Annotated in this window: 17 protein-coding genes; 10 read left to right on the top strand and 7 right to left on the bottom strand. The window is 55.7% G+C overall.

Going from position 1 to position 22965, the window contains the following annotated elements; all coding sequences use genetic code 11:
- The first annotated feature begins 43 nt into the window (after nt 1–43).
- Nucleotides 44–2134: a hypothetical protein gene (locus tag CEE69_RS03135; RefSeq protein ID WP_099259304.1), complete on the top strand. Its 2091-nt coding sequence runs from the start codon at nt 44–46 to the stop codon at nt 2132–2134.
- 110 nt (nt 2135–2244) lie between these two features.
- On the opposite strand, the gene CEE69_RS03130 is transcribed toward CEE69_RS03135, so the two are convergent.
- Nucleotides 2245–3294, bottom strand: coding sequence for a nucleoside hydrolase (locus tag CEE69_RS03130; RefSeq protein WP_099259678.1), 1050 nt, complete (start codon nt 3292–3294; stop codon nt 2245–2247).
- Nucleotides 3295–3629: 335 nt separating this feature from the next.
- Here CEE69_RS03130 and CEE69_RS32735 point away from each other — a divergent pair, with 335 nt between their 5' ends.
- Nucleotides 3630–3800, top strand: coding sequence for a hypothetical protein (locus CEE69_RS32735; RefSeq protein WP_199169780.1), 171 nt, complete (start codon nt 3630–3632; stop codon nt 3798–3800).
- 65 nt (nt 3801–3865) lie between these two features.
- On the top strand, nt 3866–5128 hold the full coding sequence (locus CEE69_RS03125; RefSeq protein WP_099259677.1) for a DUF1559 domain-containing protein: 1263 nt from the start codon (nt 3866–3868) through the stop codon (nt 5126–5128).
- 95 nt (nt 5129–5223) lie between these two features.
- Here the strand turns inward: CEE69_RS03125 and hisN are convergent, their stop codons facing one another.
- The 4 genes from hisN to CEE69_RS03100 form a co-directional block, all read right to left on the bottom strand.
- Nucleotides 5224–6051 (bottom strand): histidinol-phosphatase, encoded by an 828-nt coding sequence (gene hisN / locus CEE69_RS03120; RefSeq protein ID WP_099259303.1) that lies wholly within the window; start codon nt 6049–6051, stop codon nt 5224–5226.
- A gap of 265 nt (nt 6052–6316) precedes the next feature.
- Nucleotides 6317–7993: a DUF4832 domain-containing protein gene (locus CEE69_RS03115; protein WP_233214566.1), complete on the bottom strand. Its 1677-nt coding sequence runs from the start codon at nt 7991–7993 to the stop codon at nt 6317–6319.
- Between the two features lie 237 nt (nt 7994–8230).
- Nucleotides 8231–9811 (bottom strand): type II secretion system protein GspD, encoded by a 1581-nt coding sequence (locus CEE69_RS03110; protein ID WP_233214565.1) that lies wholly within the window; start codon nt 9809–9811, stop codon nt 8231–8233.
- A 454-nt stretch (nt 9812–10265) separates the two neighbouring features.
- Complete coding sequence (locus tag CEE69_RS03100) at nt 10266–10787, bottom strand: hypothetical protein (protein ID WP_099259299.1); 522 nt, start codon at nt 10785–10787, stop codon at nt 10266–10268.
- A gap of 443 nt (nt 10788–11230) precedes the next feature.
- On the opposite strand from CEE69_RS03100, the gene CEE69_RS03095 reads away from it, so the two are divergent.
- A complete protein-coding gene (locus CEE69_RS03095; RefSeq protein WP_099259298.1) occupies nt 11231–12517 on the top strand; it encodes a L,D-transpeptidase family protein in 1287 nt (428 codons plus the stop codon).
- A gap of 57 nt (nt 12518–12574) precedes the next feature.
- On the opposite strand, the gene CEE69_RS03090 is transcribed toward CEE69_RS03095, so the two are convergent.
- The gene (locus CEE69_RS03090; RefSeq protein ID WP_099259676.1) at nt 12575–13465 is read right to left on the bottom strand and encodes a helix-turn-helix domain-containing protein; all 891 of its coding nucleotides are present in this window, start codon (nt 13463–13465) and stop codon (nt 12575–12577) included.
- 464 nt (nt 13466–13929) lie between these two features.
- On the opposite strand from CEE69_RS03090, the gene CEE69_RS03085 reads away from it, so the two are divergent.
- The 5 genes from CEE69_RS03085 (at nt 13930) to CEE69_RS03065 (ending at nt 18832) form a co-directional block, all read left to right on the top strand.
- Entirely contained in the window at nt 13930–14952 is a 1023-nt protein-coding gene (locus tag CEE69_RS03085; RefSeq protein ID WP_099259297.1) for a sigma-70 family RNA polymerase sigma factor, read from the top strand.
- 12 nt (nt 14953–14964) lie between these two features.
- Nucleotides 14965–16470, top strand: a complete 1506-nt coding sequence (locus CEE69_RS03080; RefSeq protein ID WP_099259296.1) for a TIGR01777 family oxidoreductase — start codon at nt 14965–14967, stop codon at nt 16468–16470.
- Entirely contained in the window at nt 16467–16916 is a 450-nt protein-coding gene (locus CEE69_RS03075; protein ID WP_099259295.1) for a hypothetical protein, read from the top strand. Before CEE69_RS03080 ends, CEE69_RS03075 begins: the two co-directional genes overlap by 4 nt.
- A gap of 307 nt (nt 16917–17223) precedes the next feature.
- On the top strand, nt 17224–18276 hold the full coding sequence (locus CEE69_RS03070) for a nucleoside hydrolase (RefSeq protein ID WP_099259294.1): 1053 nt from the start codon (nt 17224–17226) through the stop codon (nt 18274–18276).
- A gap of 76 nt (nt 18277–18352) precedes the next feature.
- On the top strand, nt 18353–18832 hold the full coding sequence (locus CEE69_RS03065) for a hypothetical protein (RefSeq protein ID WP_099259675.1): 480 nt from the start codon (nt 18353–18355) through the stop codon (nt 18830–18832).
- 30 nt (nt 18833–18862) lie between these two features.
- Here CEE69_RS03065 and CEE69_RS03060 read toward each other — a convergent pair whose 3' ends face one another.
- Nucleotides 18863–19822 carry a deoxyhypusine synthase family protein gene (locus CEE69_RS03060; RefSeq protein ID WP_099259293.1) on the bottom strand — a complete coding sequence of 320 codons (960 nt, stop codon included), beginning with the start codon at nt 19820–19822 and terminating at the stop codon, nt 18863–18865.
- A gap of 302 nt (nt 19823–20124) precedes the next feature.
- On the opposite strand from CEE69_RS03060, the gene CEE69_RS03050 reads away from it, so the two are divergent.
- Entirely contained in the window at nt 20125–22839 is a 2715-nt protein-coding gene (locus tag CEE69_RS03050) for a leucine-rich repeat domain-containing protein (RefSeq protein WP_099259291.1), read from the top strand.
- Nucleotides 22840–22965: the final 126 nt, after the last annotated feature.

The raw sequence follows: 22965 nt of genomic DNA, 5'->3' as shown, positions 1-22965 counted from the left end.
TGGTTCCGCAAACGCCAGCCCTATCAGAAACGACTTTCGATCGATGCTTTCGCACACTCCCAACTTGGCGACGCCGTTTTTCCCCAGCCTTCTGACGCTTCGGCGTTTTGGTTGCCTGTTTCTGCTGGCACTCGTCGGTTGGATATTTTGCAATTCGGCTCAAGCCGGAATCGGTGGTGAAAACATCATCGTGGTCGTGAACGCGAAGTCGGAAGACTCGCTGACGCTAGCGAACCACTACGTCCAGTTGCGAGACATTCCGCCGTCCAACATAGTCTTATTGGAGGACGTTCCCTCGGGTCTTCGAGTCTCCCTAGACGACTTTCGCGAAAAGATTCTGAAGCCAATTCTGAATGAGCTGAATCGGCGGGAGCTCGCGGCCCATGCCCGAGTGATCGCGTACTCTGCGGGCTTCCCCACCGCGGTCGACATTCGCGAACACACCAAGAAACTGACCGACGAGAACCAGAAGAAGTACCAGCGTCCGGTCGCGTCCATCAACTCAATGACGTACTTCTACCGTTGGGTGATTTCGGATTCGCCGGACTATCTGGGTTGGGGCAGCAACTTCTACGCTCGAGGAAAATTCGAACGTCATTTCGCGAATCCTTTCGCGGGGGAAGCGGGTGAGACGTTCCAGGCGGCGGAATCCGCGACCAACGATGCAACCACAGCGGAAGAGTGGACCGCAGCTGCCACGCGATGGTCAGACATCGCCGACGACTACCCAACGCTGCATCCGCTGAACATTCGCGCCGCGGAAGCGTTCGCCAATGCGGACGACCTAGAATCCGCGTTGGAACGTTTGGCGAAGGCAGTCGCGTCGGGTTGGGCTAATCGTCGGTATGTCGAAGATTCTGAATCCTTGCAAAAGCTTTCAGGGACGGAGGGTTTCAATGAAAAATTGGAGCAGCTTCAAGACGTTCCAATGAAGAACCAAGGTCCGGTCCCGTTCGCAGCAAGGGTGGGGTGGACGAGCGCCGGCCACCCGATCCCCAACGCAAAAGGTGGCATGCCGTATATGCTGTCGTGCGTGCTGGGAGTCGTGAATGAACGCGGCAGCACTCTTGAACAAGCCATCGAGGTTCTAAAGCGAGCTAGAAAGGCCGACCGAACCACCCCTGATGGCACCGTCGCATTCGCGAAGACATCCGACGTCCGTGTCACGACTCGAGAACCACTGTACGCCGACGCTCTCGCTTGGTTGATTTCGCGCGACCGCGACGTGGAGATCTTTTCTTCGAAGTTGCCAACTTCGGACAAGCGATACTCGGGATTGATGCTTGGCGCCGCCAGCTTTGATGCTCGGAAACGGTCGTGGTCGATGACTCCCGGAGCGATCGCCGAGAACCTGACCAGTTTGGGCGCTGCATTCGAAACCAATTCCCAAACCAAGCTGACTGAGCTTCTGCATGCTGGTGCCGCGATCAGCAGTGGTGCCGTTGCGGAGCCCTACGCGCTGGTTCCAAAATTCCCGACCCCGATGATGCACGCCTACTACGCAGAAGGCGTTTCTGCCATCGAAGCGTTCTACCTGACCACGACGTCGCCGTATCAGTTGTTGATCGTCGGTGATCCCGCATGCCAACCCTATGCAAAAGCACCGATTGATTTCGTGCGAATGGAAGTCGGCGAAGCGTCGGGCGACAAAGTCCCGGTGAATTTCTTTTGGCAAGCCCTACCCGGCAACAAGAACACGTCGCCAACCGCCGCCATCGAGTTGTACCTTCAAGACAAACGAATCGCGGTGGCACGGCCGACCCGCAAAATCGAAGTCAAACTGCCAAGCAGTCTGGAAGGAGCCCTGCGCTGCCGAGCCGTAGTGATCGGACGCCATCCCACCCAGCCTCGCGTCGCGATCACGGAAACGTTGGTGCTAGGCAATCCCAACATCGTGCCCACGATCGACGCTCAATCGACCGACAACGAAACGCTGCAGATCAAGCTCGCGTGCCCTGACGCGGATCGAATCGAATTGAAACATCTGGGACGAGTCGTGGCTGAAACCACTGGGACATCCGGAACCGTTTCGTTGACGGCTGACAAAGTCGGCCGAGGTCCGATTCAACTGGAGGCGATCGGATACGTTGGCAAGCAAGGAATCCCGAGCAAGCTTCAGCTCATTGAGTTCTGAACGCTAGAGGCATTTGCGGCGCAACCGGGCCTAACGGCCGTCGGCTAATTGGTGCAGGTTGAAGAGTGACTCTTCTCACGTTGGAGATCGACGAGCCTTCGCAACCTGGTTCACTGCGACGATGAATGACGCGGCGGTTGGCTGGAAAGTGCTCGCTGGACTTCGATCACCCGAATGGCTTGCTCTGGGCCCATCTCCAGCAATCGATCACGCCCGTTCGCATCCGCGTGAAATTCGGTGAACCCCTTTTCGTCCACCACCACACGACCGGGTTCGGACAGATCGAAGTATTGATCGTCTGGACGAATCGCGAAAAGCACGCTGGTTAAATCCCAGGTTGGTCGATCGTGGTTGGGACCACTGTGCAGCAAGTAAGCCTCGCGGACTGGATGGTGCTGCACGTACGAAAAATCACGAGCGATACTTTCGCGGGGGTAGGCAACAGCGATCCCGATACGGTAGTCACTCCATACCACCGGCACATCCTCGGGCGACAACTCAGCGAAGCGCCGCATCGCATCGATGCCATTGACCACGTTGGCCTCGTCATGCCGTGGTTTGCCCAGCGTCGGCCCGAAGCATCCGGCCATCACCGAGATCAGTTTGCACTTCTTTCGAAGCAACGTCGGACCGTCCAACGGACTGATCGCATCCGCTTTCGACTCCAAGAGATCAGCCAGGTTGGCCGCCAAACCGACTTGAATGATCACGACACTGGCGTCCTCCGACTCTGACAGCGTCCGGCGCAAGACCTCAACCGCATCGGGTGCGTCATCGCTGCTGAGCAAGTCATGTGGATATCGCAATGATTCGCCATCGAGAGTCTTGCACAATTTCAGATAGAGGCTCGGGCGATGCTGAGCGTCTCGGGTTGCACCGATCGGAATTTCGCCGCGACCATAGAACGTGTTCACCGCGTCGACAAAAGGTGCCGCGAGCGGATTGACCTTCGAGATGGTGACCGCCTTCAACTCGCATTCGCCTCGATCTTGCAACGCGTGCAACATTGCCAGTGCCAACACATCATCGCAGTCCCCGGTGATGTCGGTGTCGAAGATGACCGGAGTTGGTTTGACGCTTTGCGCCGCCTCCGATTCAGCGTGAAGACCAGAGCAGTCAAACAACGCGGCGGCCAGCACAGCAAGACTCAGTCGAAACATCAACGCGGCTTTCAAAATCAAAGGTTTGGGTTCGCACTGAAACAGATTCAAAAAAACACTTCGCGCTTGCAACCGGTTCCAAACGGGCTTTGACGCATTTACCGGGGTTCCTCCGGCGTTTTCCGCCACACTGGACGCCCGAAAGGGGTTCACATTGCGCCTAACAGGACTATAGACTTCCTTGCGGGTGACAGTAATCCCCTGTTTGGGAGACAGGCATCGCTCACCAATTTCGCGTCTCGCTCGGCCAAATTTGACCGAGCTTGCCAACGAAATGGCCATGCCAGCCCGGGACTCATTCCAAGATATTCCCCGTTCTTAGAAAGACGAACACGATGAAGAAACTGCTTTGCTTGATGGCACTTTGGGGCCTTCTCGGCTCCCTCGGTTGCGACAGCTCGGCCACCACGGCGCCCTCCGACGACGAGCTGACACAGTACGTCGATGAGAATCCACACGACTTCGACAGCAATGCCTCGCTGGACGATGGCGACACCGCAAATTAGCCGCGTTCGTTGTCGACCGACTCACATTCATTTTCGTTTTGATTGATATGAAGGAACCTCCCCTGATGCCACATCGAGCCCGTCCCAAGGGATTCACACTGGTCGAGTTGTTGGTGGTCATTGCCATCATCGGAGTCCTCGTTGGACTCTTACTGCCTGCTGTTCAGGCCGCACGTGAAGCGGCGCGTCGAATGAGCTGCAGCAACAACTTCAAACAAATTGGTTTGTCACTGCACAATTACCATTCCGCCTACAACATGCTCCCGGCGCACTCCGCGGGAACCACCAACAGTGCCAACTCAGGGAATCCGAACCCATCGCGTCGGATTGCCGGAGGTGGCGGACACAACCGCAACGAACTCAGTTGGTTGCCAGGCCTGACACCATTCTTTGAACAACAGGGGTTGTGGGAAGAAATCAGCAATCCGATGGACTCGGATGGCGATGGTGTCATCGATTTTCAAGCGATGGGGCCGGATGCCCGCATGAACTTGAGCGATCACAATGCGGCCGGCAATCGCTACCGTCCGTGGCTGACCAATGTTCCCACGTTGCGATGCCCCAGCGATCCAGGCGAAGGTTTGCCCGCCCAAGGCCGAACCAACTACGCGGCATGTCTTGGAGATTCAACCCACCATATGCACGTTGGCGCCGAGCAAGATCCCGGACTCATTCCAAACGGGAATTGGGCCCAAGCCGAACGAGCCGCCTGCCGAGGAACGTTTGTCGCCAGTCGTTCGACCAAGTTCAAAGAAATTTTGGACGGTTTGTCAAACACGATCGCGGCGGGCGAGATCATCACCAGCCTTGGTGACCGCGACATTCGTGCCATGCCACCGGATGCACCCACTAGCATTCAAGCTGATAGCGGAAACCCCAGCGGTCCCGACAACGCATTGGCATGTCGTGACATGATCGATCCAGAGCGTCCCCTGTTTTGGCGCAACGGAGCACCGTTCGTTGCATCGCCAGCGGTCACGGGTCCAGCCGGCGAAATGGAACGTGGATACAAGTGGGCCTATGGGCGTCCGCTATTTTCTGGCATGAACACGATTCTGCCACCGAACTCCGAAATTTGCATGCAAGGCAACCGTCACAACGAAGGCATCTTGCCACCGAGCAGCCATCACCAAGGCGGCGTGCATGTGTTGATGGCTGATGGTGCGGTGAAGTTCATCACCGAATCGATCGATGCCGGCAACTCCGGGGCTCCACCGGTTCGATGGGACGGATGGGCAATCAATCCGGGCGGATCTCAAAGTCCGTTTGGTATCTGGGGTGCCCTCGGAACACGTGCCTCCAAAGAGGTGATCGATCAGGAATTCTGATCGACGAGAAGAAGCGACATCCATCAAGTCGATAACGAACGAGCCACCACGAAATGCAATTCGAGGTGGCTCGTTTCGTGTATGAATGTTGCGTTCTACTTCTGCAGCCGAGCCAACACCGCATCGTGAAGGTGGCCATTGGTTCCGACGCCGTCGCCGCCGCGGACCGTGTCGATGCCCTTCCATGAAGTGAATCGTCCGCCGGCTTCGCTCATGATCGGAGCCATTGCCGCGATGTCCCAGGCGTTGCAAATTGGATCGACCATCAAATCGGCGCGGCCGGTTGCGACCATCGCGTACCCGTATCCATCGCCCCAAGTTCGCGTCAGCCACGTGTCCCGCTGCAAGGCTTCGAAAACGTCGCTGTCACCGCGAGGTCCTTCGCCACGATCACCAAACGACTTCGCCTCGCTGGTCACGAAGACGGCTTTGGACAAATCGCTTTGGTCAGAAACGCGAGCTTCACGCCATATCTTCAAGTCTTCGCTGTGGTAACACCCACCGCCCAACGCGGCGACGACGATTTGGTCCGTCGCCGGCAGATAGATGACTCCGCCGAACGGTGTCTCGTCACATTCCAACGCCAACAGCGTGCTGTACAGCGGCACCCCACAGATGAATGACTTGGTTCCGTCGATCGGATCAACAACCCAGCGATATCGGCTGGCACCTTCGCTGTCGGCAAATTCTTCACCAGCGATCGCGTCATCTGGAAATTGCTCGGCAACCAGTTTGCGAACCAATTGTTCGGCCTCTCGGTCGGCAATCGTGACTGGCGAATCATCGGATTTGCGATCCACCGACAATGACGGTTTGCCAAAGTGAGTCAGCGTGTGCTGCCCGGCTTTCAACGCGATGTCGACCATCGCGGTGAGTCGTCCATCGTGATCCGATTGCCATTGGGCGGGAGTCCAATCCGACATGAGAATCCAAAGTTGTGCGTGCGGTAGGAAAACGAGAACACCCGGAATTCGAAGCGACTGAGCCTCGCCGGTCGTGCATCACGAAATGTCACGCCAACAATCTAAGCGGACATGTGAATCTCGCACTACCCGGGTGGATCCAAAGCGAGCTGGTCCCGCATTCTTGGATTCCTGTTCGAACGTTGATCAGACTCGCCGAAACGCTAGGCTTCGACCCTCGAAAAGAATCGCTCGTATCATCCCGACGTTCGCATCCGACGTCGACTCAGCGAACGGTGGCACCAGCTGGTACCACGTGCGACAACTCCGCCGATTGATCAGCCACACTGCCGGTTCCGACAAGCATGTCCTCCGTCAAATCCAACACCACAACCTGTTCTTCCACCGCAACGTTCTCTCGTGATCGAACGCTCAAGCGGACTTGGTACTTGCCCGCTTCCAAATCGGCGGGCACGTGAAATTGAAGTTCGCGTTTTTGCCCGGGAGCCAGCCACCGACCAAAACCATCGAGCAATCGGTGCGGGCGCGATCCATCATCCCGACCCAGCAACAGTTCGCCTTGAATCGGCGCGTAACCTTCGCCTTGATTGGTGATCTCCATCACGAAAGCGTTCCCGCCGGCAAGGTTCGCCCATTGCAACGGCCCCGATTCAACGTTCAGCACCGGTCGCTGTTGATGCACCAATTCCAGCGGCAACGATGTCGCTGACTCAACATCGTTGGGCGAGTTGAGATTGCGTCGAATGACATCCAGCGTTCCCCACTGCGACGAGGTTTTCGAAATGCCACGCAGCAGGGCTCGGATCGTTTTGGAACGACCCGCGGCAAGATCGAACTTCGACTTCGACAACATCAATCGGCTCATCGGGTCACCGAGATGATCCCGAGGAACCAGGTGAATCTGTTGATCGTCCTCGCTGTTATTGCTGATTTCAATCGTCAGCATTCGCTGGGTTCCTTCGACGCGGCCCAGTTCGATCTGCGCCGGTTCCAAGGTCACACCAGGACCCAAATTCGCGATGCGAGTGTCTAAAGCTCGGAAGGCGTCGACCAACAACGTTTGCGGAAACGTTTGCTCCAGCATCGTCCGGCGTCCGTTGCTGACTTGCAGATTCAAATCGTACTGCCCGTCAACCAACGACATTTCCAGTGGAGCTTCCAAACGCAATCGAGCGTTGGGCATCATGCGAATCAAGTACTTGTCTTTGTCTTCCACGTTGGCTCGTGAAGGCATGAAAAGCGACACGGGATTGGCAGAACGCGACCTTGGCAGGTTTCCGGAATCGGCAGGAGTAAGCTCGGCACGGATACGACATTCGAGTGCGAAGTTTGTTGGGTTTTTAACATAGGCTCGGACGTACGGCATGCCTTCGTGCGAAACAACTTGGGCCTCTTGCAGTTCGAGTCGCTCAACGCTGCTGAGGTCTGACACACCCGTTTCCACATCAACTCGCAAAACGTACTGAGTGACGTATCGAACACTGGCTTGGGTTTGATCGCCGGCGAACTCTTCCGCCGAAGGATCGTTGACGGTTCCCTCGTCGCGAACCAACAGTCCGAACGAAATGTAGTTGGTTTTCACCAAAGGAATCGTGACCTTGCCCTTCAGTTCAACAGTCTCGCCAGCATTCAACGTGAACCGGGTCGGCGTCGTGAACTTCACGCCTTCCATCGGTGGGCTGTGTTCATCGTGCAAGATGATGCCCGTTTCTTCTTGCCGCAACTGAATGGGCGAGACATCGATTTGCATCGTCTTTCCGGTCGAAGTGACCTGGAACGAAAACGGGATCACCTCTCCACGACGACCTCGGAATCGTTGAACCACGGGCTCGATTCGAAACGCCTGTTCCACTCGTCGTTCGATACTGACACGTCGACCGTCTTGCTCACTCACCGCAGCGGTTTGGACGCCGGGTTGTTGTGCATGGACGGATCCAGACACCAGCAGGCAACTCATACATCCGAGCGTCGTCCATCGTTTGCGAGGGGCCATAGAACGATCTGCTGCAGAATTTGTCGATGCAAACCTGGTTGCTGAACGAAGTGTTGTTCGCAGCGAAGTACGCAAGGAGGCGAGAGTGCTACGGAAGTTGGCTAGCGAGTTCATCAAGGTGGTCGTCCGCAAAGTGAGCGTCAGCATCGAGCTGTGAATTCGATTTCAATCCAACGACCTCGCCAATCATCCCCCCGAGGTGATGAAAGCACTGCTGGCGGAACGCACGATTCGCGGCGAGATAAAAATCACCACTTCCGCGTCGCGTGTCTGCCGCTGGGTCGTTTGAAAAAGGTAGCCCACTCCCGGCAACCGACTCAGTCCTGGGATGCGATTGATTTGATCCACCGTCTCCCGTTGCACCAATCCACCAATGACAATGGTTTTGCCGTCTTTGACAGTGACCGTTGTGGAGACGCTTCGACGGTTGATGATTGGGTACTGATTGATTGACAACTGCGAGGTTGCATTTCGAACATCTTCGCTGACTTCTGCCTTCTCGATATCGATGGTCACTTCATCGCCTCGAATGTGCGGCGTGATGTCCAACACGATGCCGGCATCAACCTTTTGAATGTCCTGTTGAAAGAACACCGAGTTGCTGCCGGTCGTCCCGGGCGGTTGCACACTGAAGAACGTTTCGCGATTGATGGCGATGTTCGCTGGCTCTCCGTCTTTGGCCATCACGTGTGGCGTCGCGCGAATGGTGAGATCGCCTTTTTCGGATAACAACCGCACGAACGCTGAAGTGCTGCCGAAGTCTGAAAAGATCGCATCGAGGCCGGCCTGAGAAACCTCTCCGTTAAGAGCCAAACCGGACGCGCTGAGCGACAACTGTTTGACACCTTCCATCTCAACAGCGTGTTGCCAATCCAATCCAAATTGAAACCCTGAATCCGGCGAGACCACGCAAATGATCGCTTCCAAAACGACTTGCGGAATCGGTTGATCGATGTTTTGAAATCGAGCGATGATGTCATTCGCGATTCGCGGTGGAGCTTCGACCAACATCGTTTTGGCTTGTTCAATCTCGGTCACGTATTGCAACCACGGAACCGGAACGGTTTCCAACAACGTGGTCGGATCCATGTGTTGCGGCTGGTACTGCGTCTTGATTGACACCAACGAAAACAGCGGCGATTCGGGATCCGGCGGAGCCACGATCAATTGCTTTCCTCGTCGTGTGGACGCCAATCCCAACGGCATCAGAACTTTCTCGACCGCTTCGTCGACCGTCAAGTCAATGATCTGCGTGTTGACGATGCCAGCGACGTTGTCATCGAGAATCAAATCCAACTCAGCATCAGTCGCCAACAGCGTCAGCACTTCGCGGACATCGGTCTCAATGAAATCTTCGTTGATCAAGAACGGTTCGTCGTACTCAACACGGGCGATCGCAGATGACCGAGCCTGAGAGATCGGTATCAATTCCAGCGGAATGATTTCCTCTTCTTGGATCTGGCTGTATCCATCTCCGTGCCAGTCACCATCGATCACCGGTTGAGATTCAGGCGGCAAGTCCGAATCGAACAAGATTTCTTCGCTGACGTTTGCTCTGAATTCGCCGTGGTCAAACACCACGCCTTCATCGTGCATATTTCCAATCAGTTCGGTATCGCCACCCCTGGCTGCATTGGACTGGTCCAAGGATTGTTGGATCAATTCGTCCATGTTCGTCCGGCGATAGCCCGGGCGGTAGACACACCCCACCAACATAGAGATCAGGCAGAGAATCCCAAGCATGCAAATCGGACGAATGGATTTCATTCGTGGAGTCGGCTTGGAACGGGGCAAAAACAACAACGATGCATCTCAGGTGGGCAGCAAAGCGAAACGCGATGTTTCACTCATCCAAGCTGTTACCGGTTGTACAGTGGTGTGCCAATCCCGATTTCTGAAAGGTTTGGAAAACGTCCGCTATTTGCGTACTCAATTCGAATCCAATCGATGATGGTTCCGCAAAGCGTTCACTATGCAACCAGATTCGGGAAACTTGAGGACACCAACGCAAACAGCCCGTGATCACTCACGGGCTGTCGCGGATCGAGTTGTGATCTTGATGGAACCAAGACGACGTTTCTTCAGGGCATCTTCCATCGGGGCAATGATGAAGGAAGCAACGTCGGTCAGGAACTTTGATCGCGGCGGTCGGGGCGAACCAGCCTATCAACTCGTGGGGATGCGTCTTGCGATGCTTGCTGAACAAGCACCACGGTTCGGATTAGAGAGCAGTGATTGTGCCTGTGACGACTGTCTCGTAAGTACCAGCGGCGAAGGTGCCGAAGGTTCCTGTGATGAACTCAACGGACAAATCCAAGGTTGCGTTGGAGACACCATCGCTGACAGCGGAAACAGTCGCGATGTTGACTGAATTGGCGTAGTCCGTTTGGGCAGTGCCCTGCGAGATCGTGAATGACCCCGGACCGGTTTGACTGTTGATTGACAGTCCCAACTTCGCATCGCGTTTGAAAGTGGGATCCGTGGTGTTGACGAAAGGACCGTCAGTCGCGAAAGAGACGCTGACTCCCGTTTGGCTGTTACCAATCACGTTCCACGGTTGTGCGGTGAACGCTTGGTTGGTGTGAGTTTCATCGTGCGTCAACACTGCGTCGGCAGGTGCAGTCACGCTCATGGTGACCGCAACGTTGGCACTGAATTTTTGAGTGTCGGTGAGATCAGCCGATGCGTTCGAAACGAAACCGACGGACAACAAAGCAGCAAAGGTAAGGGCAAATTTTTTCATCGTTCTACTTATCTAAGTTTGGGCAAAGGGGGCAATCAAGATGTAGTGCCAAGCGACCTGCGATACCGGCTGTCCTTGCTCAACACACCGACATCCAAAACAAGTTTGAGATGTTGGCCGGGTGTGTTCGTTCCGGTGTTCGCTTTTCGTTTTGACATCGAAACCTAAGCTGCAATTTTGGCCGTGACGGCACATCAAAAGATTTCCTGTTCACTACCGCTGAAAAACGGTTTTCAAAGTTCGGGCTAGAACCTGCTCAATGTTCAGCTGAATCCAAGATTGGGCTGGTCCTGAAGCGTTCGCATTCACTATGGAAGAGGCAATCGTTACAAAACCCGACGTGTGAGCACGTACCCGGCAGGGGAGAAAAAGCCGTGCAGACTTTGAAAACAGCCGCCGTTGTCGTCCTGATGACGACCGTCCTTTACGGGGCGTGGATCTCCATGACGACGCCTCCCGATGCGTTGCCGCCCGAAGTGGCGCGGGACCTCATCGTGGATGCCGATACGTTTGATATCAGCGATGGGATTCCTGAAGCGCTGGGCACACTCGACCCCCTCGCGGAGTTCGGAATCGACGATGGGACAGTGAGCGATGTGAACTCGTTTGCTGAGTCTGATCAAGTCATCAACGATGCCGCCAACGGCGACTTCAATGACCTGGACATGGCACTCAACGATTCCAACGCCGACGATGGAATCGGCGCCGCGTCCGATCAAATGTCGATGGATTCCGTCAATCGAAGTTTCGCGGATATTCCTTCGCAATCTTCTTCAGCGACTGACAACTTGGGAACTGAATCCAGCTCGTTCTCAATGTCTGATTTGGAAGCCGGTGCTGGTGATCTGCAAGCCAGTCGTTTGCCGGAAGTGACTCCTGGTTCGAGCACGCCGATCCAGTTGGATCCCAACCAAGAATACACATCGACCGGATCAACCTATCAGTCGCCTGATCCGAATGATGCCGTGGCATCGGTCAAGGCTTCTACCAAATCGGCCACCGACGCTGTCGCCACCGAATCCAACGCAATCGCCTCCGCTGGTCTGAGCAACGCGATTGCGACGGCTGATCGTCAGTATCACTCCGATCGTCGACGAGAGGCGTTGGCAACACTCAGCCTGTTTTACGAAACACCCAACCTGACCAGCGAGCAACGCGACGAATTGCTCAGCCGTCTTGATCCACTCGCCGCCGAAGTCATCTACTCGGGTGAGCATTTGCTGGCGGAACCGCATCGCGTGGGCCCCAACGAAACGTTGATGGACATCGCGAAAAAGTATGAAGTGCCTTGGCAATTGCTGGCGAACATCAACGGTGTCGACGATCCCGTGACTGTTCTGCCCGGCACAGATTTAAAGGTCGTCCGCGGCCCGTTCCGTGGTGACATCGACTTGAAATACCAAGAGCTCACACTGTTCTTGGGCGATCTGTACGCCGGTCGATTCAAGATAGCGGTCGGAAGCGACCCGGCTCCGAAGCCAGGATCGTACACCATCCAAGAAAAGCAATCCGCGAAGACTTACTACGACATGTCTGGCACACCGATTCCGCCCGGCAACCCACGCAACCCCTACGGGTCGATGTGGATCGATTTGGGATCCGGTTTGAGCATCCACGGAAGCCCCGATGCGAACGCCCCCACCGACAAGGGCTGCATCAGCCTGGCGGGCAACTACTCTCGGGACGTGTTCGGCATTTTGTCCGAAGGATCTTCCGTCACGATTCGCTGACGAGAACGCTGACACGTCGCTCATGAATCTGTGAGCGACGCTGGCATCGGCTGCGAGTCACTTCTTGCGGTTCAGTCGCATCAACGCGGCCAGCTCGACCAAATTGCGGATCGAGTCGCAATGAGCCGTGTATCGCAATCGCGGACGCAGCTTGTCATTCAACGCTCGTCCGCCGATCAGCAACGGCACGTCTTCTCCGAGCGATTCGGCCAACTGATTTTGAGCGGCGACAAACATACCAGGCTCGCTGACCGATGAAACGCTCATCCATACCATGTGCGGATCATAATCGTGGGCGGCTTGGACGAAGCTTTCCATCGGCAAATCGTTGCCCAAGCTGGTTGCATTCCAGCCGACTTCACGCAGAGCCAGTTCGACCAACATCGTCGGTAACTGATACGGATCGCCTTCCGGTGCACCACCGATGGCGATGGGTGCGTCCGATGAGGGCGGCGGGATTTCGGATCGCAGTTCGTAAATCAATCGCATCGCGATCTCGCATCCACGACGTTCTTGATAGACGTCCAATACGTTGCTGTCCCACGCTTCACCGAACCCGTGCATCGCGTCGGTGATCAACGACTCCGCCGCCTCGCTTCGCGTGCATCCCAAGTCGATTTTCTTGGACATCAATTCGCGACAGGATGGTTCGTCGCCTTCCGCCAACGAATCGCGAAAGCTTTGATTCAGCGGATTTTCGTCGCCTTCGATCCGAGTCGTCCGGTTAGGCGAAAGCTGTGGAAGCCCCAGCACCTCGGGTCTCAAAAGACATCGATCGTTGGCGTGAACGAACGCTTGCAAAGCATCCAGCGTGATTCGGCGATGGCCCCCCGCAGTCTTGATGACCGGGATCGAACCATTGTCACACCATCGCTTCACCGATGACTCGCTGACTTCCATCGCGGCTGCGACTTCTTTCGGTGAAAACTGGGGCTGACGAGCTGCCACGAGAGACGCTGGGATTCGAGGAAGGGAAGGGCATGAACGTTTTGACGAACGACCTGAACGTTTTAGACGCTTGCCGTGAACGCTTCCAGTGTAATTGATTGACAACGGTGAACGTTGATCGGCCAACACAATGAGCGTCCATGGTCCATTTCCGATCAGATTCTGCCTCCATCGCCGGTTGCATGAGCTGGCGATTCTTTCTGTTTCGAATTGGATTTCGCTTGCGTTACGTTTCACAGCCCGATATAAAAAAGAACGTTGTGAACGTTTTGCAAACCCAAAACGTTCATCCACGTGCGGCGTTCGGCACATCAATTGCGGAAGTCGTCGCTCAATGTCCATTGGGTTGGGAGAGGTTATCGACTCGAAATTGCCGCTGGCAGTTTCCACCGTCGACACCTCGCTGACTGACCCTGCGATTTAGCTATCAGCCACCCAGTCCAGCCATTCGAAAAGGTCGAATCATGTCCGTCGTCACCGCTTCCTCGGTCCCCGCCCGACGTCCCGCATGGGTCAACAGCGAAGAATTGGACCAAGCCATGGCTGAGGTCCAGCCGCTTCTCACCGATTTCTCGGAAGCGGATCACGCGACTCTGCGTCGATTGACCAAACGCCGGTTGCGACAAGAAATCGACTTCATCTCGAACGAGAAGTTCACTTCGGTTCGGGAAGGCAAACGAATCTTCACTCAAACGCTTGGACTGGCTCCTCGCGAAACCGCGATTGGGATCGCGACGATTCGACGAAGCGGCGTTGACCTTCCGATTCACCTGGGTCGGTTGTGCGAAGCTCCGCTGCTCAAGCCCGAACAAGAAAGGATGTTGTTCGAGCGAATGAATTACCTGCTACAACAAGCGGCGATTCATCGCAGCGTTCTGAACCCTGAGCGGCCTTCGCGCCTTCGACTCGAATTGATTGAACTGTTCGTCGCCCTGGCCGATTGGCACCGCGACCGCATCGTCGAAGCCAACTTGCGTTTGGTGTTCTCAATCGTGAAGAAGTTCGTCAATCCAAACAACACATTCGACGACCTGCTCAGTGACGGAATCGTGGCCTTGATCCGAGCGGTTGAGAAATTCGACTTCGATCGCGGGTTCCGATTCAGCACGTACGCAACCCAGGTTGTCCGTCGCAATTCATATCGAACGGTCGTTGAGAAGCAACAAGAACGTCAAAAGGTCCAAGGGGGACTGCAAGACATGGATATCGACGTCAGTGAAGAAGAGCGTTCTTCGGCAATCAGCGAAAAGCGTTGGCACGAATTGCGAAGTCGACTCAGCGTGATGCTGGGTGACTTGGATCGCCGTGAAAAGTTCATCATCCGCGCGAGGTTCTCGCTTGGTCCGCATCGCAAAGTCCACACGTTGCAGTCGCTGGCCGATCGATTGGGCGTTTCCAAAGAACGCGTGCGGCAACTGGAGCGACGTGCGATGGACAAACTCCGCGCGATGGCTGGTGACGTTCAACTGGCAGAGTTGGAAGCATAAGAACTCTCGCCAATGACATCCCAAGACAAATCCGCTGAATCCAAATTAACGATAGCCAATGATAAGTTGGCGTCATCGAAGCCCACCAGTGATCCAAAGCTCCCCGAGGAATGCAGACCTCAACCGGGAAGCGACTTCTACGCCGCAAGTGTTGAGTTGCCCGTGAGCATCGACGAAGCGTTCGCCTATCACGAGCGTCCAGGATGCTTGAATCGATTGACGCCACCTTGGGAAAGCGTCCAGCTCGAACACTCTGATCAATCACTTCAACCCGGCAGCCGCGTCGTCCTGAAAACCAAGATCGCCGGAATCCCGGTGCGATGGAAGGCTCGGCACGTGTGGTACGATCGCCCCCACGGTTTTGCCGACGTGCAGGACTCCGGACCATTTGCTCGCTGGTCCCATCAACATCGATTCGAATCGATCGACGACGATCGGTCCCAGCTCACCGACGCGATCGAGTACAAATTGCCTGCCGGGATGGCCGGCAAAATGTTCGGCAGCGGCAAGGCTCGTCGGACCATCGAAGCGATGTTCGCCTATCGCCACCGAGTCACCAAGGATGATCTGCAAATGTTGGTCGATTACCCGATGAGCCCAAAAACAATCGCAGTCTCCGGTGCGAGCGGTTTGGTCGGTGGTTCGCTTTGCACGCTGCTGACGTTGCTTGGTCACAAAGTCCTGACGATCACGCGTGACGAACACGGCGACGAGGATTCAATCGCCGCTTGGGGTAGCCCACCCGAGATGGAGAAGTTTGAGTCGGTCGACGCGGTTGTTCACTTGGCCGGAAAGTCCATCGCGGGAAAACGCTGGACACCCGAAGTCAAACAGCAGATCAGAGACAGCCGCGTGGAAAAGACTCGTTCGCTATGCGAAGGTCTGGCGGGACTGCAGAGTAAACCACCAGTGTTGATCTGCGCTTCGGCGACTGGAATCTACGGCGATCGGGGCGATGAGATTCTGACGGAAACGTCGGCTCACGGTGATGACTTTCTGGCTGATGTTGCCGGAGAGTGGGAAGACTCTTGCCAACCCGCTCGAGACGCTGGGATCCGAGTGGTCCACACTCGATTTGGGATCGTCCTTTCACCTCAAGGCGGAGCGCTGCAGCAAATGCTGTTGCCCGCCAAAATGATGGGAGGAAGGCTTGGCAGTGGAAATCAGTGGTGGTCGTGGATCGCTCTCGATGACGTACTGGGAGCGATCATTCACTGCATCCACCGCGAAGAGGTGTCCGGCCCGGTCAATTTCGTATCGCCCAATCCGATTCAGAACCAAGACTTCGCGAAGGTGCTCGGCGACGTACTGAAGCGGCCCGCGTTGTTCCCGGCCCCCGCGTTCGCGCTTCGCCTCGCTCTTGGTGAAATGGCCGACGATTTGCTGTTGGCGAGCACGCGGGCGGTTCCTGAACAGCTGCAGCAGACGGGCTACAAGTTTCGCTTCACCGATTTGAAAGATTGCTTGCGTTCGCTTCTGGGAAAAGAACGCAAACCAGCGCCTCAGGCGACCGAATGAACGCGAATTTGCTGTTGTTGCTGAACGCTTTGTCGACTTGGTACATGGTCGGATTGATTTGGATGGTCCAAGTCGTTCACTACAAAATGTTTGACCGAGTTGGCGAAGAGGTGTTCGCCCGCTACGCGACCGACCATGCTCGATTGATCACGCCAATCGTTGCCGTTCCGATGCTGATCGAAATCGCAACGGCCGCGGGATTGCTGATCCTCCGTCCCGGAAACCTGTCGTTTGCCTGGGCCGTGTCGGGATTGATTTTGTTGGTTGTGATTTGGACCAGCACCGCTGCTTTGCAAGTTCCCGCGCACGGCAAGCTTGCTTCTGGTTTCCGGCCGGATGTCTATTCGACTTTGGTGACGACCAATTGGATCCGAACAGTCGCCTGGTCCATTCGCGGCGTGATGGTGGGCTGGGCGTTGTGGACGCTGCTTCCCGTCAGAGCGTAAAACACCGCGGCGCCACGAAGGAATCATTCGGAAACAACCTCGGGATTCAAAAAGGCAGCGGAAGGGCGCGAGCCCTCCGGTGACACACCGGGCGGCTCGCGCCGCTCCGCTACAGCCGAACTTGATTCCGAACGGTTCCTAAGAGCCTTGCGACAACAGGGAAAACGAGGGTTTCGCGTCATCGAGGATCACCTTGACGGTCCGATGTGCCGCGTCAATTGGATTGGGTTAAGATACGCGTTCGTGTTTCGTTCTAGGAAACACCACAACAATCCCCATCCCTCCCCATTCCCGCCTCTCGTTTCCTATGCCTCAAAAAACATTTGGGTCGCTGCTGCTCGCGATCACAGTCAGTCTTGGCTTCACCGGTTCCAACACGTCACTTCGCGCAGACGAACCCGTTCAATTGATCTTCGACACAGACCTCGGCAACGACGTCGATGATGCGTTGGCCATGGGCGTCATCCACTCGCTGCAATCTCGCGGCGAATGCGAATTGTTGGCCGTCACAATCACAAAGGATCACGAACTGGCCGCCCCATTCGCCGACGTGATCAACACCTTCTACGGACGCGGTGAGATTCCGATCGGCGTTTGCCGCAGCGATGTCACCAACGGCGAAGGACGCTTCAACGGGTTGGCCGCGATCAAAGACGATGGCAAGGATCGTTTCCCGCATGACTTGCGAAGCGGCAAGGACGCACCTGAAGCCGTCGAAGTTTTGCGTCGCACGCTGGCCGATGCTGACGACGACAGTGTCGTGATCGCTCAAGTTGGATTCTCCACCAACCTGGCCAACCTCCTGGACTCACCCGCCGATGACATCAGCCCACTCACTGGGCTGGAACTGGTCAAGCAGAAGGTTCAACGACTCAGCGTGATGGCGGGTGCTTTCACTCAGATCATGAATAACAAGGGCCAACCTTACGATCACAAAGAATACAACGTGATCAAAGACATCCCCGCGGCACAGAAACTCGCCGAGCAATGGCCGACGCCGATTCTTTGGAGCGGCTACGAAATCGGGATCGCACTGCGTTACCCCCACGAAAGCATCGAGCAAGACTTCGGCTATGTCGAGCATCATCCTTTGGCGGAAGCGTACATCGCATACAACCCGCCGCCTCACGATCGCCCGACTTGGGACCTGACGTGCGTGCTGCAATTGGTACGTCCGACTCGCGATTACTTCGGTCTGACTTCAGTCGGCAAGGTCACCGTCGCCGATGATGGCCTGACCACTTTCGAAGAGAATGCTGATGGCCGCGACCAATACTTCACGCTCAATGACGAACAGATTGCGAGAACGCTAGAAGCACTGCAATTGCTTTCCAGTGAACCACCTCACCCGGTCCATTGATTCAGAAAGGATTCTGACCAGCATGAACGTCCATTTGATCTCTCTTCGGTGCGACCACTGTGGTGCGCCGATCGATGTGAAGGCGAAAGCCAAGTTTGTGACGTGTGGTTTCTGCCATGCGAGCTTGGCGATTCATCACACTGGCTCGTCGTATTCCACTGAGCTTGTAGAAGAGCTGAAGGAAACAACGGATGCTTTGGTCAAAGACGTCGCGCAGATCAAACACAACGCCGCCCTGGATCGCTTGGACGAACATTGGGAACGACGGCGATTGAAACTGCTGGGAACGACTAAGCACGGAAAACAAATCACTCAACCGCCGAATCCGGCGGTCATGATTTTCACTTCCGGATTTGTAATCGTTTTCGCGTTGATATGGACCGGAATGGCCGCGGTGATGTTTGCCCCGATGGCTTTGTTCGGCCTGGTCTTCTTAGGCGTGGCCGTCGTCGGTCTGTTCAGCTCGTTTTCAAAAGCCGACAAGTACAAGGCCGAACGGAAACGCTACATTCGGGAACGTCAGTCGCTGATTGAAGAAATTCAAAGCCACGACTGAACGGCGAATGTTTGCCCGAAATAGACGGGATCACCACCCCAGCACGTGAGCGAACACGAGCGGTGCACAAATCGTCGCGTCGCTTTGAATCATGAACTTGGGCGAGTCGGCGTCGATCTTGTACCAGGTGATCTTTTCATTCGGCACCGCTCCGCTGTATCCACCGTAGCTGGTCGTCGCGTCGCTGATCTGGCAGAAGTAGCCCCACAGTGGAATGTCCAGCTTCAGGTCTTGGATCAACATCGGAACCACGCAGATCGGGAAGTCGCCCGCGATCCCGCCACCGATCTGGAAGAATCCGATCGGGTCCTTCATCGTGCTCTGGTACCAATGGGCCAATTGCTGCAATTGCTTTGTGCCGGTCGCGTACGCGCCGTGGGACGAGACGCTGCCGTCGATGACATGAGCGGTGTAGATGTTGCCCAGCGTGGAGTCTTCGAACCCGGGAGTGAACACGGGAATGCCCGCGTCCTTGGCCGCCGCGACCCAGCTATTTTCGCGTGGGACTTGGTAGTGCTGCACCAATCCTTCATCGTCCAACAGATCGAACATGAACTCAACGGGCATGCGAGCGGCGTTCTCGCTGGCCGCCTTTTGCCACATGGGAACCAAACGATCCTCTAGGTGGCGCATGACCGTTTCGGGAATGCAGGTGTCAGTGACTCGGTTGAAGCCACGGTCTCGCAGCTCGACCTCGTCTTGAGCCGACAGAGCCCGCCAATTCTCGACGATTTCGTACTCGTCATGAGCGACCAAGTTGAAAATGTCTTCTTCCAGGTTCGCGGCGGTGCAGGTGACAGCGTGCACCTTGCCCTTCCGGATCATCTCGGCCAGTGACAGACCCAACTCGCCGGTGCTCATTGCCCCCGCAAGAGTCACCATCATCTTGCCACCACCGTGAACAAAGTCCCCATAAGCCTTTGCGGACGCAAGCAGTTCACGAGCGTTGAAGTGCCGAAAATGAGTTTCCAAGAATTCCGTGACATTCATGACGTTTCGGCTACCAATACAAGGGAATGAGGCACTGAAATTGACGGGAGCGGCGAGCGACCGATTCAGCCCCGAAAGATCTTCCAACGGTGTCGTTGCGCAAAATCGCAAGAAAAACACGTTTGGCGATGGCGCCGAATCTTACCGTTCACTCCGCTCAATGTCGTCAGGGGATCAATAGCAGTTTTGGTTCATGAAAACCTTTCGAACAGCCGTTGCAGTGATTGCAAGCACCAAGCAACTTAGACGCAAATTCTGAAACTCGAGCGAAACATTTTGCATCCCATGATGTTGGATCCACTATGAACAAGCTGCAAGCCAAACGAGCGTCTCTGAAACCGACCCACCGCCAGTGGATACGGACAATCGCAACACTCGTGATCCTCGGAACTCTGCTCGGAATCGCTTGGAAACCACGGCTGGTTTCTGAGAATTACCTTCGGGATGCCGCCAACGTGATGGTGACCGACAGCGAGCTCCCCCCTATCGGACGACAAGCCTCCGATGTGCTGGCCGAGGAGGTGACATACCCAAAAGCAAACTCGCCTCGACACCGTTGGTACATCGGCGGATTCCCGTTGGACGCCTATCAAGCACGGTTGTCGCAAAACGAAGGCGTAGACGGATTGGAACGTTGGAGCACATTTGGTTTGGGGTTGTGGATCGACCTTTGGTTCTGCATCGGCGTTCTCGCTTTGGCTGGCATCGCGGCTTACCACGTCCGGCCCGGCCAATCGCCGTGGAACGTTCTGTGGTCGCCCAAAGTAAGCGGGAACTCGCGTTATCGCCGCACCGTCGTCGGCATCGCGTCGGTCGGTTTGGTCGTGACCGCTGCACACTTCTACTTGACCCAACGCCGATTGAATGCGTTTGAAAAAGAGTCGATGGTCACGATGGTGCGATCAACCAACCATCCCATGGTCGCTCGACTGCCATTGGCTTTTCGCGGACCATGGACACACGCCTTCCAAGTGCAGTGCCCGCCTAACTCGAACATGAAATCGATCAACTGGAGCGACTACCCTTCGCTCGACTTCGTTTCATTGCACGGCGAAATTGCGCCCGAAACGTTGAAAGCGATTCAAAAAAATCCTTGGGTCACGGGACTACGTTGGTCGAGCGTTCCAAGCGTCGAAAGTGCGAACGCCGTGTTGGAACAGTTGCCTTCGCTACGAAGCGTCTCGCTATCGTTCCGGCACAGCGACCAAAACGCGGAACAACCCTCGGACGCGAAACTTCGGGTTCAGTCACTCAGTCATTTGGCATCGTTGTCACTTCGTCGTGTCCATGCGTCTGCGATCTGCACCGAAGAGTTGTTGGCGCCTTCCCTCTCAACTTTGGAAATCCAAACGATCGGCCCCACCGTCGACTCTTGGGTGTTCGAAGACGCAAACAATTTGCAGTCGCTGTCGTTTCGTCACCTTCGCCAGAATCGCGAAACGAATCCTGATGAACTCAAGATGACTGTCCGGTTGCTGCCTGCGTTGACGGAACTTTCCATCGACGGCGGTATCCCAATCGATCTGAGCCTGTTGGATCTGCCTCGATTGACCAAATTGAACGGCGTCGAATCGCACTCAATGCACCAGGGTCAGCCCGAACGAGAAGACGGCTATGTGGCTTGGGTCTCGTCCCTGAAGATGTCCGGTCTGAGCTCGCTTTCACACTTGGAGTTGGCGGGCGAGAACTTCGATGAATGGGAAGTCGAAGAATGCCCACGACTGCACGACGTGCGAATCAGACGACCTGCCGTCGGCGGATACGGTCGCTTCCGTCGCAGCATGCGAGGCTGGGAAGCTCCTCCACAATTCGTTGGAGCCCGACTGTATGCCGCGATCGCTTCGGGTCCCGCTCCAAGGCCGCAGAAGTCGCCCAAGGGCCTGATGGCGTGGGCGGTTTCGCTACCGTCGCTTCGCACTTTGACCTTCGATCAAATGAACCTCACCACGTGTGAGCTTTCGAAGTTGCAATCGTGCTCGTTCTTGAAATCACTGAAACTCGATCATTGCCAACTCGACCCGCGGCAACTTGAAGAACTGCGAGTTGTCAGCACCCTGCGTGAGCTGTCCGTATCGGGTGTCGATGTGGATGCCGAAGTGATCCCTCAGTTGTTGGCGATGCACAACAACTGGGAAGTCCTCGAATTGCCTTGGGAAGAACTCGACGAAATACGAATCATCGATCAGCGACAACTCAAACGAGCTTTCGGCACGCGGACGCTGCGAGCCAAGCATGTTGAATTGGTGAACCTCGAATCACTGGTCAGTCGCCTGCGTGTGGCACCGGGTGCCGAGACCGTTCGCGTGGTCAATTTGCCCAGCCTGACGGAGATTTCGATTCGTCGGCCAAAGACCAATCACATCGAAATCAGCGGTGTTCCAAACTTGCTGTCGTTCACTTTGGAGCGAGGCGTGCTGGACTCGTCTTCGCTGGGCAGCCTGACGCAATGTCGCCAACTACACTCGTTAATCCTGCCGGGCAGCCACTATCCCGAGGGTTTGGCCAAACACTTCCTGTGCTGGCCTGGACTGCAAGAACTCAACGCGATCGGCACGCCCCTTCGCGATGAAGATTTGCAAGATCTGCCAAGCCTGAAGAACCTCCGACGCTTGCGATTGGACGATACCGCATTGACCGAAAAAGGCGTTTTGACGCTCGCACATTGCGACCGGTTGCAGAGTGTTTCCTTGGTCGGTCTGGATTTGTCCGGCACCGCTTTTGAACCGTTGGCCGCTCTTGCTTGGTTGATGGAATTGTCCGTGAACGAATCCATCTCGCTCTCCGATGCACTTCAAGCCATCCGTTTGTCACCGGAAGAATGGGCGGCCGGAAACTACAACCCGCGCGTGGCCGGAAGCTGGTCCAACGGTTTCAAAGCTGGGGCTGGCCGCGTGAAGGATCTCTTCCGAGGTGGGCCGCAGCGTGGGCGACGTCCGCGTTGGGCATCCAACGAAGAAAAGGGTTCCAACGAATCGATGGACTCGCAACCGAAGAATCGGACGACTGATGCAACGTGACCAAAATGCCCGCCGCGGCGAATAAGTACATGTGCACCATGTGAATGATTCCAACCTCATGGAACATTCCGTTGCAGACATAGCCGCTCAGCATTCCCAACATCAGAATGCCGATCGTTCGGCGAT

Origin of the sequence: Rhodopirellula bahusiensis, from assembly GCF_002727185.1 — a bacterium.
Lineage (GTDB): Bacteria > Planctomycetota > Planctomycetia > Pirellulales > Pirellulaceae > Rhodopirellula > Rhodopirellula bahusiensis.
This window is presented reverse-complemented; position numbering and strand designations above follow the sequence as displayed.

Bases quoted from the DNA above. Each gene is read 5' to 3' on its own strand.
- CEE69_RS03135 (WP_099259304.1), top strand. From the start codon at position 44: ATGCTTTCGCACACTCCCAACTTGGCGACGCCGTTTTTCCCCAGCCTT.
- CEE69_RS03130 (WP_099259678.1), bottom strand. From the start codon at position 3,294: ATGTTTCGACTGAGTCTTGCTGTGCTGGCCGCCGCGTTGTTTGACTGC.
- CEE69_RS32735 (WP_199169780.1), top strand. From the start codon at position 3,630: ATGAAGAAACTGCTTTGCTTGATGGCACTTTGGGGCCTTCTCGGCTCC.
- CEE69_RS03125 (WP_099259677.1), top strand. From the start codon at position 3,866: ATGCCACATCGAGCCCGTCCCAAGGGATTCACACTGGTCGAGTTGTTG.
- hisN (WP_099259303.1), bottom strand. From the start codon at position 6,051: ATGTCGGATTGGACTCCCGCCCAATGGCAATCGGATCACGATGGACGA.
- CEE69_RS03110 (WP_233214565.1), bottom strand. From the start codon at position 9,811: ATGAAATCCATTCGTCCGATTTGCATGCTTGGGATTCTCTGCCTGATC.
- CEE69_RS03100 (WP_099259299.1), bottom strand. From the start codon at position 10,787: ATGAAAAAATTTGCCCTTACCTTTGCTGCTTTGTTGTCCGTCGGTTTC.
- CEE69_RS03095 (WP_099259298.1), top strand. From the start codon at position 11,231: ATGACGACGCCTCCCGATGCGTTGCCGCCCGAAGTGGCGCGGGACCTC.
- CEE69_RS03085 (WP_099259297.1), top strand. From the start codon at position 13,930: ATGTCCGTCGTCACCGCTTCCTCGGTCCCCGCCCGACGTCCCGCATGG.
- CEE69_RS03080 (WP_099259296.1), top strand. From the start codon at position 14,965: ATGACATCCCAAGACAAATCCGCTGAATCCAAATTAACGATAGCCAAT.
- CEE69_RS03075 (WP_099259295.1), top strand. From the start codon at position 16,467: ATGAACGCGAATTTGCTGTTGTTGCTGAACGCTTTGTCGACTTGGTAC.
- CEE69_RS03070 (WP_099259294.1), top strand. From the start codon at position 17,224: ATGCCTCAAAAAACATTTGGGTCGCTGCTGCTCGCGATCACAGTCAGT.
- CEE69_RS03060 (WP_099259293.1), bottom strand. From the start codon at position 19,822: ATGAATGTCACGGAATTCTTGGAAACTCATTTTCGGCACTTCAACGCT.
- CEE69_RS03050 (WP_099259291.1), top strand. From the start codon at position 20,125: ATGAACAAGCTGCAAGCCAAACGAGCGTCTCTGAAACCGACCCACCGC.